This is a genomic window from Sphingobacterium multivorum (assembly GCF_039511225.1).
Taxonomy (GTDB): Bacteria; Bacteroidota; Bacteroidia; order Sphingobacteriales; family Sphingobacteriaceae; genus Sphingobacterium.
The window spans coordinates 1223624-1235805 of record NZ_CP154261.1 but is presented as its reverse complement, the minus strand read 5'-3'; the positions used below and the strand labels follow the sequence as shown (position 1 = coordinate 1235805).

The 12182-nt window shown below is 39.0% G+C and carries 8 protein-coding genes; 4 read left to right on the top strand and 4 right to left on the bottom strand.

Annotated elements, in window-relative coordinates; all coding sequences use genetic code 11:
• Positions 1-3 precede the first annotated feature (3 nt).
• Positions 4-465 (bottom strand): division/cell wall cluster transcriptional repressor MraZ, encoded by a 462-nt coding sequence (mraZ, locus tag AAH582_RS04970; protein WP_046673964.1) that lies wholly within the window; start codon positions 463-465, stop codon positions 4-6.
• Positions 466-900: 435 nt separating this feature from the next.
• On the opposite strand from mraZ, the gene aspS reads away from it, so the two are divergent.
• Together aspS and AAH582_RS04960 are read left to right on the top strand one after the other, a co-directional pair.
• On the top strand, positions 901-2652 hold the full coding sequence (aspS, locus tag AAH582_RS04965) for an aspartate--tRNA ligase (RefSeq protein WP_046673963.1): 1752 nt from the start codon (positions 901-903) through the stop codon (positions 2650-2652).
• Between the two features lie 96 nt (positions 2653-2748).
• Positions 2749-4137: a LutB/LldF family L-lactate oxidation iron-sulfur protein gene (locus AAH582_RS04960; protein WP_343321358.1), complete on the top strand. Its 1389-nt coding sequence runs from the start codon at positions 2749-2751 to the stop codon at positions 4135-4137.
• Between the two features lie 85 nt (positions 4138-4222).
• Here the strand turns inward: AAH582_RS04960 and AAH582_RS04955 are convergent, their stop codons facing one another.
• Together AAH582_RS04955 and AAH582_RS04950 are read right to left on the bottom strand one after the other, a co-directional pair.
• Positions 4223-4759 (bottom strand): hypothetical protein, encoded by a 537-nt coding sequence (locus AAH582_RS04955; RefSeq protein ID WP_053003666.1) that lies wholly within the window; start codon positions 4757-4759, stop codon positions 4223-4225.
• A 100-nt stretch (positions 4760-4859) separates the two neighbouring features.
• Positions 4860-5768 (bottom strand): energy transducer TonB, encoded by a 909-nt coding sequence (locus AAH582_RS04950; protein ID WP_343321357.1) that lies wholly within the window; start codon positions 5766-5768, stop codon positions 4860-4862.
• 72 nt (positions 5769-5840) lie between these two features.
• Between AAH582_RS04950 and AAH582_RS04945 the strand changes: the two genes are divergently transcribed.
• Positions 5841-6662, top strand: coding sequence for a hypothetical protein (locus AAH582_RS04945; RefSeq protein ID WP_343321356.1), 822 nt, complete (start codon positions 5841-5843; stop codon positions 6660-6662).
• A gap of 67 nt (positions 6663-6729) precedes the next feature.
• Here the strand turns inward: AAH582_RS04945 and tsaD are convergent, their stop codons facing one another.
• The gene (tsaD, locus tag AAH582_RS04940) at positions 6730-7731 is read right to left on the bottom strand and encodes a tRNA (adenosine(37)-N6)-threonylcarbamoyltransferase complex transferase subunit TsaD (RefSeq protein WP_343321355.1); all 1002 of its coding nucleotides are present in this window, start codon (positions 7729-7731) and stop codon (positions 6730-6732) included.
• A gap of 52 nt (positions 7732-7783) precedes the next feature.
• Between tsaD and AAH582_RS04935 the strand changes: the two genes are divergently transcribed.
• The gene (locus AAH582_RS04935; RefSeq protein ID WP_343321354.1) at positions 7784-12163 is read left to right on the top strand and encodes a translocation/assembly module TamB domain-containing protein; all 4380 of its coding nucleotides are present in this window, start codon (positions 7784-7786) and stop codon (positions 12161-12163) included.
• Positions 12164-12182 lie beyond the last annotated feature (19 nt).

The following is a 12182-nucleotide window of genomic DNA, read 5'->3' as shown; positions in this document are numbered from 1 at the left end:
CGCTTATAGTCCAAAATTAATATCTCCCATTACCTCTGCCGCCAAAGATGATATATCCTCAACACCGCCATCACCCATCAATTCATCATACCCCTCTTTTGACCAAACCTCAATTTTATTAAACTGACAAGCCAAAACAAGCTCAGTGCTTATTCCCGCAAATTCCAGCAAACTTTTCGGTAATAAAACACGACCCGCAGCATCCAATGTCAATTCTGTGGCGCCACGCGTAAAAGCACGAACAAACGCCCGAACTTTGGGATCGAACTGATTTAATTTCGCCAGCTTAGCCGTCATTAAATCCCACTCCTCCCTTGGATAAAACACCAAATGCTTCTCAAAACCGCGATTCACTACAAGACCATCCCGCTCTACATGAGGCATTTGCCTCTTGAGCGCAGCTGGCAACACCATTCTTCCTTTGGTGTCTAACTTGCATTCGAATTCTCCGATCAACTGAGTCATGTCGCCAATTATCCTATTCTAATTTAAATGTAAAAGTATACACTTTCTCCCACTTTCCCCCACTTTATCACATAAAAAAGTTTTCCACATCGAAAAATAGCTACAACAAACGGAAGTCGACGTCAAAGAAAAATACCATAAAACCTTATTTACAAACAGTTAAACCCCTATTTACTCACAAAACAAGCTAATACAAGAAACATGATTTTTCGTTCTTTTCTTTGTCAAAACCAATAACGAATTGTAAAAATTCACTCTTTAGAAATCTAATTTCACTCATTTTTTTCCCAAAAAGGGGGAAAAGTGGGAGACATCAAAAACAGCGGCAAAAGATGTGGAAGAAAGTGGGAGAACGCTACTCAAATAACCTGAACAGAATTCGTTATTGTCGAGTAAAACCAATAATTTTGCGTCAAATATAATTTTCATAACGATATGCACAGAACACACACTTGTGGAGAATTAACACTAGCTGACTTAGGGAAAACGGTTACCCTAAGTGGATGGGTTCAAAAATCCCGCGATTTGGGCGGTATGACTTTCATCGATGTTAGAGACCGATATGGTATCACACAATTAACGTTCAATGCAGATGATGATGCTTCCTTGCGCGCAAGTGCCCGTGAGCTCGGAAGAGAATATGTCATCAAGGTAACTGGAGAAGTTATCGAACGCTCTAATAAAAATGCTAAAATCTCCACTGGAGATATTGAAATCAAGGTTTCAAATCTTGAAATATTAAATGCTGCTAAGTTACCTCCTTTTACAATAGAAGATGAAACAGATGGTGGTGATGACATCAGAATGAAGTTCAGATACCTGGATTTACGGCGTAACCCCGTACGTGAAAACTTGATTTTACGTCATAAAACCTCCCAAGAGGTACGTCGTTATCTTGATTCCCAAAACTTCCTGGAAGTAGAAACCCCTTATCTGATTAAATCAACTCCAGAGGGCGCACGCGACTTTGTCGTACCTTCCCGTATGAATCCTGGAGAATTTTATGCGTTACCACAATCCCCACAAACCTTCAAACAATTATTGATGGTTTCGGGCTTTGATCGCTATTTCCAAATTGTAAAATGTTTCCGTGATGAAGATTTACGTGCAGATCGCCAACCAGAATTCACGCAAATAGACTGCGAAATGTCTTTTGTAGAACAGGAAGATGTGTTAAATATCTTCGAAGGTCTTGCAAAACATATCTTCAAAACAATCAAAGGAATTGACCTAGGTACTGTTCCTCGTATGACTTACGCGGATGCGATGCGCCTTTACGGATCAGACAAACCAGATATCCGTTTCGGAATGCAGTTTGTTGAACTAAACGAGGTCGCCAAAGGAAAAGGTTTTCCTGTATTTGATGCCGCAGAATTAGTTGTTGGTATCAACGCTGAAAACTGTGCACATTACACCAGAAAACAATTGGATGCGTTGACAGATTTCATCAAACGTCCACAAATTGGCGCAACAGGATTGGTATATGCACGCGTGAATGAAGATGGTTCAGTGAAGTCCTCTGTAGATAAATTTTTTACACCAGAACAACTAACTGCCATTGCAGCTGCGTTCCACGCGAAACCTGGCGACCTATTGTTAATTATGGCTGGTGGAACAGACAAAGTTCGCAAACAACTCAATGAACTACGCCTTGAAGTTGCATCACAACTTGGTTTCCGCAACAAAGAAACCTTTGCACCATTATGGGTCGTTGATTTTCCCCTATTGGAATGGGACGAAGAAAATGGCCGCTTCCATGCAATGCACCACCCGTTCACTTCACCAAAACCGGAAGACATCCCGCTTTTAGATACCAATCCTGGGGAAGTAAGAGCAAATGCTTATGACTTTGTTTTAAACGGTGTAGAAGTCGGTGGTGGATCAATCCGTATCCACGACAGGGAGCTGCAATCGATCATGTTCAAACATCTAGGATTCAGTCCTGAAGAAGCAAAAAAACAATTTGGATTCCTGATGGAGGCCTTTACCTTCGGTGCTCCTCCACATGGCGGATTGGCTTTTGGTTTTGACCGACTCGTATCCTTATTGGCAGGTTTAGATTCCATCCGCGACGTGATTGCCTTCCCAAAAAACAACTCGGGAAGAGATGTTATGATTGACGCACCGTCAACCATTCACCAAGAGCAGCTGGACGAGCTAAGTCTAAATATTGCGGTAAAAGCATAAATTATTTAACTCGATTTTCGAGAAACAATTTATTAACAGTATATTTAAAAGTTGGTAATTTTTACCAACTTTTTTTGTGAAAAATTAGCAGATTAGATGGCAGAGAGTACCGCTAATACGTTTATTAAGGAAAGTGCGCAAAAAGCATTTGACACCAAACACCGCGATATTATCAATTACAATATCGACAAATACAGCATGGCTTTTGAAAAAGGTAAGAGCAAATTTGCAGACCTTGAAAATAGCAAGATAAAAGCGAATCTGATCAAATGGAAGGTCATGGAAAATCTCGATCGCTATTTGTTGCAATTTGAAGCGAATTTCACGGCTCGAGGTGGAAAAGTAATTTGGGCCAATGACGCCACGGAAGCCTTGGACGAAATTTATTCGATCATTGCGCGTAAAAAAGCAAAATCTGTTGTCAAGTCAAAATCCATGGCGACTGAAGAGATCGAGCTTAATCATTTTCTAGCCTCAAAAAATATTGAAGCTGTAGAAACTGATCTTGGCGAGTATATCATTCAGCTGCTGGATCAAAAGCCTTATCATTTTGTTACGCCGGCTATGCATTTGAGCCTGGAAGATATTGCCAAGCTTTTTCACGAAAAATTTGACACACCACTAGATGCATCTGCGGAGCAACTTACAATGAAGGCCCGTGAATTACTTCGAGATCGCTATCTATCGGCAGAAATTGGGATTACTGGAGCCAATTTCTTAATTGCCGAAACTGGAAGTATAGCAATTACCGAAAATGAAGGAAACGCCCGATTGACATCGACCTTCCCCAAAACACATATCGCCGTCGTTGGAATAGAAAAAATCATTCCCAATGTACAAGATTTAGAAGTCTTTTGGCCACTCCTGTCCACACATGGCACGGGTCAAAATCTAACAGTATACAATACGCTACTCACTGGGCCAAAACAGCCTTATGAATCAGATGGGCCCGAAGAAATGTATGTTATACTGCTTGACAATGGCCGCAGCAAGCTCTTAGCGCAGAAAGAACAACGTCAGGGTTTGTACTGCATCCGTTGTGGCGCCTGTCTGAATGTATGTCCAATCTACCAGAACATCGGTGGACATACCTATGAAACGACTTATCAAGGACCTATTGGATCGTTGATATCGCCGCATTTAAATGGCATGAAGGAATTCAAACACCTGAGCTACGCCTCCACACTCTGCGGCAAATGTACAGAGGTCTGCCCCGTTGGTATTGACATACAGCGCATGCTTCTCGTCAACAGAAAAGATTCCGTTGATCAGGGGCTGGCAACAAAAACGGAACAAAAAGTATGGCAGTGGTTCACCTACGGGATAATGCGAAGAAAACTGATTGATTTCTTTGGCGGAAAATTCAAGAATTTCTTCCTCAAGAAATTCTTTCAGAAAACTTGGGGAGATCAACGAGAGCTACCCAAATTGGCCGATAAATCATTCTCCAAACAATGGAAAGAACATCAAAAAAATAAAGAATAACAAAAAAGAAAGAGGGAACCAATGGTTCCCTCCTCTACTAACACTCACCACTATTTAATATGAAAACTATCCTTTTTTTTAACACTTAACCAGCTTTAACTTCAGCATCATTTGTTTTATTTATCTCAGTCTTTTTAAAGTCCCTTTTCTTTAGCTGTCTGTCTTTTTTCCAATGTTCTTTATGCATTTTACGATTTTCAGCGTAGGAATCCTTTAACGTTTTTTGTTGCTCTGGAGTTAACATTCCCATCATTTTTTCATGTTCTGCCACACGTTGTTTTTTCACTTTTGCTCGATATTCTTTGCGTTCAGCAGCTAATTTCTGATGGTCCTTTGCTTGCTTCAAATTAAAAGCATAGATATCTTTACGCTGTTTATCTGTAAATTTTAACTTTTGGTCCATGCGATCAGTTTTCATTTTAGCAACTTCCTCTGGAGTTTTATTTTGAAAACTATCGTGCATTCTTCCTATTTTATGTTTATGCACCGAAGCTTGCACTTCTTTCATTTCTGGTTTAACATCTTTTTTTTCTTGAGCGAAACCGGCTAACATCAATCCAGATAGCGCCAAACTTAACATCAACTTTTTCATTTCTTTATTTTTTATAAAACCAACAATCATTCTTTTTAATAAGTACTCTTTTTCAACTTATTTATCAGTAAGAGTCGTCTCGGCTATCGAAAGTTTAATTGATGATCTGTTAAATAAAGTTAAGAAGCATTTATTGTGAGACAGCACTTAAACGGATCGGTAAAGTATACGCTACACGCACTTTAAGTCCATTTTGCACCCCAGGTTTCCATTTTTTCGCTTTCTTCAATAAGTTTATAGCAGCATCTCCCGTACCAAATTTCATATCACGTTTAACAGCAATATCTGTCAATGATCCATCTTTCTCAACGACAAAAGAAACCTCTATAACACCCGAAACTCCTTGGTCTAAGGCCTGTTGTGGAAAGTTGTAATTCTCGGCGATCCACTTCATAAAAGCAGGCAGTCCCCCCACAGGTGTTGGCATAATTTCTACTGATGTAAATGTATTGTTAGCATTATCATCAGTTCCGCCTCCCGATAATGAACCATCTTTAGAACCAGTAATATCACCATCTCTTTTTGAAGAACCAAATTCACCGCGCGCAATATATGTTCCCGATGGACTTGCTTTCAATGTGATCCTTGAAGTCATTGTATTGGGGTTTTTCAACTCATCCTGACTCACAAGCTCTTCGGTAACTCTGCTCGCTGCGGTCACTTTTATATCGGGCATCCGAACCAGATCAAATTTGGATACATCTTGGGCAACCTGCTGCGGGGCTTTCTCCTGCATCATAACAGGTTCTTCAGGAACCTCCTCTTTTTCCTCCACCTTCTTTTGAATTTCTTCCAGCATGTCGGGGCCAATATCTTGTACTTCATAAATCACGGCCGGAACAGTTTGCTTAAAATATTTATTATATGCATAGGATCCTGCAATCAGCAAAACTGCAAAAGAAACAACAATTCCCAAACCCATATTTGTTGCTCTATCAGAGAGATTTCGCAACTCGTAAGCTCCGTACATTTTGTTGCGACCAGCAAAAATAACGTCCAGCCATTCTTTGCGGTAGATATTCAATTTAGAGTTCATCATAACATTAAAGTTTAAATCTTTTCATTATGATGAGCGAAAGCCTTATATTTCACAAAAAAATTCAAAATACTTATGAAGTCACTTTTTTCAGCTATTTTTCTACTTACATTGTATGCTTGCGGGAACAATCAAAATCAATCCAAAACTGCAATCAAGCACGAAAACAAGGAAAAGACTATTTCGCCATATTTTGGTTTTTTAAACCAACAAAAAGATTCACTTATCGCTTTACCTATGGATCAAGCGATGGAAGGACCTGAAAAATACAACTATGTGATTGTGGAAAATCAGGTAAGCCCGCTTGAATTTGTTCAGAATAAAATGGACAACAAAGAGAGTAACGGAAGACAGACCGCCCAGAACTTTGCGAATAGTGAAGGTTCGTTATTTAAAATTAGTGACGCGATCAAGTCTGGCGAATTCGGCATGCTTGTCAATAAAGCTTTTATAGACCAGTATAAAATTGAGAAGTTTACAAAAGTTCAAAAAGAAACTTCTCCAGAAATTAAGGAGCAGCTTGAAAAGAAATACAATAGGAAGATTAATAAAAGTACGACAGTTGCGATCCTCAGTGATCAGTCCGAGTTTAATCTTACGGTGTTTGAAAATCAACAAGACTCTGCTTTAGCTGTATTTTCCTACGCAAAGGACGAACAGCTGATCAATTTGGATTTCCCGGCCTTATACGATGATATCAGCACTTGGCGTGTTGATGATGGCGGTCAGTTTGACAACGAGGCTTTTCAGATACTAACCGTATTGCGTTCTGAGCAAGGAATTAGTTTTATCAGCATTTTTTGGGGTGCCGAGGGTTACGAACTGAACTTTTACCAGCCAAAGAAAAACTTATTTACCTCTACGGCGCAGGCCTATGGGTATAGTTCCCCCTTATAAATAAACAAGTTTAAGTTTCCTCAGCACAAAAGGACAGTGCCCGAGGAAACTCCTATATCGGTATAAACTACAGATGCATCCTAGCCATAGGAGCAACGTCCTGACCAACGAAATCTTTCTTTAAAAACTTGTGATAACCTGCAATAGCAATCATCGCTGCATTATCAGTACAATATTCAAATTTTGGAATAAACACTCTCCAATTGTATTTCTCGCCCATTTCAATTAAGCTTTGCCTCAGGCCAGAATTGGCCGAAACGCCACCCGCGATGGCAATATCCTTTACACCTGTTTCCTTTGCTGCTTTCTTTAATTTATTCAGCAGGATTGATACAATACGCGATTGTACACTAGCACATAAGTCGGCCATATGGTGTGTCAGAAAATCCGGGTTCTGCTTCAATTGATCTTGAACCAAATACAATATCGCAGTTTTCAATCCTGAAAAACTAAAATTAAGACCTGGAATCTGTGGTTCGGGCAGCTTATAAGCGGCTGAATTACCTTCTTTTGCAAATTTATCGATAAGCGGTCCGCCGGGATAAGGTAGATTCAGGATTTTAGCTGTTTTATCAAAAGCCTCTCCTGCCGCATCATCCAATGTTTCTCCCAAAAGCTCCATTTCAAAATAATCTTTCACCAATACAATTTGCGTATGACCACCAGAAACAGTAAGACATAAAAACGGAAAATTCGGTTTCGGATCCTCAATAAAATGAGCCAGGATATGCGCCTGCATATGGTTTATATCAATTAAAGAGATATTCTGTGCAAGTGCAAAAGATTTAGCAAATGAGGTTCCTACTAAAAGTGCACCTAATAATCCAGGCCCACGCGTAAAACTCACTGCATCTATTTGATTTTTGCTTACTTTTGCTTGGCGAATGGCTTCTTCCACTGTTGGAATAATATTTTGTTGATGAGCACGTGAAGCGAGCTCGGGAATCACTCCACCATATTTTGCGTGGATTGCCTGAGTTGCAATAACATTTGAATGAATTTCACCGTTAATACAGATAGAAGCGGAGGTTTCATCACAAGAGGATTCAATCCCTAAAATAATAGCCATAGCTTGAGGTAATAAATTTTAATACAAAAGTATCAAAAAAATAATTAAAATAGTGTCAATAGTCCTTGGTAGTATATTCATTATACTGCTTGCATTGGCGTTATCACTACAGTTGAAACCGGTACAAAATTATGTTGCCCAAAAAGCTGTCGACTATTTATCCAACGAACTAAACACCAAAATAAGCCTCAAAAGCATCTATTTCAAACCTTTTAAATCTATTGTAGTAGAAGATTTTCAACTCTATAGTCCAGAGGGAAAAGAAATATTAAAATCAGGAAGGTTAGAAGCCAACGTCAACCTTTCTCAATTCATTGAATTGAACAAAATTGTGATCAACAAACTAACCATTGAAGATACCGAAGGCACTTTTGAGCAATTTCAGGACAGCTCCAATATCTCATTTTTAATCCGTTACTTTAACCCACCTAAAAAAGAAAAAAAGAAAAGTTCAAAAAAAATCATCTTCGATATAAAGGAACTGATTATTAAGAACAATACATTTAGCTATGTTAACCATAGACGTAAGCATTACAATAAAGTGGTCGATTTTGGAGATTTAGGTATTTCCAAACTTAACGCCCATTTTGATAAAATAAAAATAGATTCCAATCAAATTTCGGCGAACATAAAGACATTCAATCTGCGCGAAAAGAAAGGTCTAGTAATCAAAGGCCTTCTTGGACAAACGACAGTAAGCAAGACAAGCATTGAACTCAGCGAGCTTATGCTAGCCACCAACCGTTCTACATTCAAAAATTACATCAAGCTTAGCTACAACAGCTTTGACGATTTTTCGGACTTCATCAATAAAGTTCATGTAAAACTTCGTGCTCGGGACTCCCGTATTCACTCCGAGGATATTGCTTTCTTTTCCTCTCCTATGCACCAAGTCAAATTTGACGTGAATATCAAGCGCGCAAATTTAGAAGGAACGGTATCTTCCATCAACGCATCACAGGTCGATTTAACAATTGGAAAAAAAACCAGTTTGGCAGGTGAGCTGCAGATTATCGGTCTACCAGATATTGACAAAACTAAATTTATTGTTCCCAGTGTAGCAATTTCATCTGAGCATAAAGACTTAAATGCCGTTATTAGCGATCTCGGAAATCTAAAAAATTTTAAACTCCCTGAAATTGTCCAGATATTCGACAAATTTTCATTCAAAGGTAGCCTAAATGGGTTCTACAATAAATTTAAGACCAAAGGAGTTTTTACGACTGCGATCGGTAATGTTGAGGCGGACGCCTTATTGGATATCAAGAAGGAAATAAAATATGCAGGCAATTTTCAATCTAAAAAGTTCGATGTAGGTAGGATAACAAAACTAAAAGATCTGGGAACTACAGGCTTCAACCTACAGGTTGACGGAACAGGTACCGACCCCAAGAAACTGAGCTTAAAGATAAAAGGAGATCTCAGTAATTTCAATTTCAAGAATTACAGCTATCAACATATACAAATTGAAGGAAATACAGATAAACAGTTAGTTCTTGCTTCAGGGCAAATATATGATCCAAATGTAAAACTACAGTTTACCACAGATATCGATTGGTCTGTCAAACCCAACTATCACCTGGATGCTGATATCCAACAAGCGAATCTAAAAAAACTTAACTTCTTTCAGGGAGATTCCATCAATATTATTAACACAAAATTCCATACCAGTTTAATTGGGGACAACATCAATAATATTACCGGTGAATTTAAATCAGACAGCGTCAATTTCACTTCCTCTAAAGGCCAATTCGTTATCCGCGATATCAATTTCCTTGCCGAAGGAGATGAAAATGCACGCTCCCTTACCTTGCAGTCGGCTATCGGACACATTGATCTTAAAGGAAGAATAGACCTCAATACAATCGTTCCTTATTTTAAAGCTTTAGCTATGCGCTACGCTCCGGCAATCGGGTTTGAAAACAACATTTTTAATCGCCAGGACTTTGACCTGAATATTAATATAACTTCTTTTAAACCGATCGCAACATTCTTCCGAAAGGACATTGCTTTAGACAGCGGCGCTACACTCAATGCAAAATTTGAAAGTGAAAAACAAACGGCCAGTTTTAATTTTTACGCACCCGAATTCAAATACAATGGTATTCGATTAACTCACCTGATTGTCGATCAAAATGCCAATCTGAAGAATATGGAATTGCAGACCTCCATCGATCGCATCAATTTTACCGACAGTACCTATATTAAAAACGTCAATATTTCAAATACCTTGGCAAACGACAGTTTACAATTTAACATCAAAATGTCGGAACTTGAAGCAAGCAATAGTCTGGATCTTAATGGCGTCATACGCTTTGCCCATGCCAAACCTGCTTATATCAATTTCTATCCATCGAATATCTTAATCAATAGAGAGCGGTGGCTTGTCAATAATGATGCGCAATTGAAAATATCGAAAGGAAAATGGTACTTTGAAAAACTGACGCTGAGTCATGACGAACAAAAAGTTCATATCGATGGCATCCTGTCAAACGAAGTCAGTGATCAGATCAATCTCAAATTTCAGGACTTTAATCTGACGTCCTTAAATGGGATTACCAAACCCCACGGCATCAATCTCTCCGGCAACTTAAACGGAAATATTGAAGTTAATTCTGTATTCAAAGCTCCATTTGTTGTAGCCAATATAAAAACTTCACCTATCCTCTATAACAATATTCCAATCGGCTCATTAGTACTGAATGCAAATTACGATCCCGAAAATCAATTGGTTAAACTAGATAGTAAAATAGAAGAAGGCAACAAATTGATTCAGTTACAAGGTTCCTATAACCATCTAAGCGAAAACAATAAGCTTAATCTGAAAGCTAAACTAGAAAATACCGATGTATTTGTTTTTCAGCCATTTTTAAGAAGCCTAGTATCCAATATCCAGGGCAAGATCAATGCAGATCTGGCTATTGAAGGAGACATTCTGAATCCCAAAATTACCGGTTCTGGAAAATTGGACAATGCTTCGATGGTCATTAATTACCTAAAAACGCCATACCGGCTTTCTGACGAAATTGCAGTGACCAATAACCGAATCTTTTTGACAGGACTAAAAGTATACGATCCCAAAAACAATGTAGCAACCATTGATGGCGTTGTCGATCTTAACAAACTGAGTGATCCCGATATCGATGTTACTGCAGAAGCGAAGAACTTTCTGGTATTAAATACCACAATGAAGGACAATAATGTATATTATGGCACAGCTTACGCTTCGGGCACTTTTCAGTTTAAAGGACTAACGTCTGCCATGAACATCAATATACGGGCTAAATCCGAAGAAAACACGATTATCAATATTCCCTTTAATAGTGCCAGTACAATCTCAGACACGGACTTTATCTACTTTATTGAGAAAGACTCGACCAAAACGAAGAAAAACGTTAAGAAACGAGATTTCAACGGTCTGACGATGAATATGGACCTTTTGATTAACCCGAATGCAGAAATAAATCTATTCTCCAGTATGGGCGAATTATCGGGAAGGGGAAATAGCAATCTCAATATGCGGATATCTTCTTTGGGAGATTTTGAAATGTTTGGGGATTTTATCATAAACAGCGGAAAATTCAATTTCACCGCTCAAGATTATATCAACAAGATTTTTGATCTCAAAGAAGGCGGAACAGTACGATGGGCGGGAAACCCAACAGAAGCGAATATTAATATCAATGCCATCTACCAACAAAGAACAAGCTTAGCGCCGTTGTATAATGCAGCAGGCCGGGAAGAAAACCCCGAGCGTGTATTGGCACAGGCCGACATGATCCTAAAAGGGCAGTTAAGTCAGCCGGAAATCACGTTTGACATCAACTTTCCACAAAACCCCGGAGTTAAGGATGAACTGCAGGGATACTTTTCAGATGCCAACAATGTCAATCAACAGGCGCTTAGTCTGATCGTGAGACGAAGTTTTACACCTGGCACACAGACAGACTTTGGTAAAGAAGTCAATAACACCTTGCTATCTGCTGGAACTGAAATAGCATTCAACCAAATCAACAACATCATAGCCCAATCGCTCAACATCAATTTCTTTGATATTAATATCAAATCTTTAAATGACGCATCCGCCTCACTTCGTCTATTCAACGACCGACTTGTTTTGACAGGCGGTATCTCCGACCGTAGAAGTCAGGCACTAACAGATTTAAATGTATTTTCAGATCGCGTCTCAACCGATGCCGAGGCTATGTTTTATTTGAGAAAAGATGGACGTTTGGTCCTCCGGGCTTCCAATCGCCTAAATACACGTAACTTTCTTCTTAGCCCCAACGACGGCGAATACATCAGTGCTTTCGGGTTACTCTATCGGCAGGAATTTAACACCTTCTCAGAATTCCTAAAAAGGCTATTCCCTTTTGGTAAGAAGACGATTACAACAGCTCCTGTTGAAACAAAGAAAAGCAAGGTCAATTAACTTTTCCGAATAGTCCCTT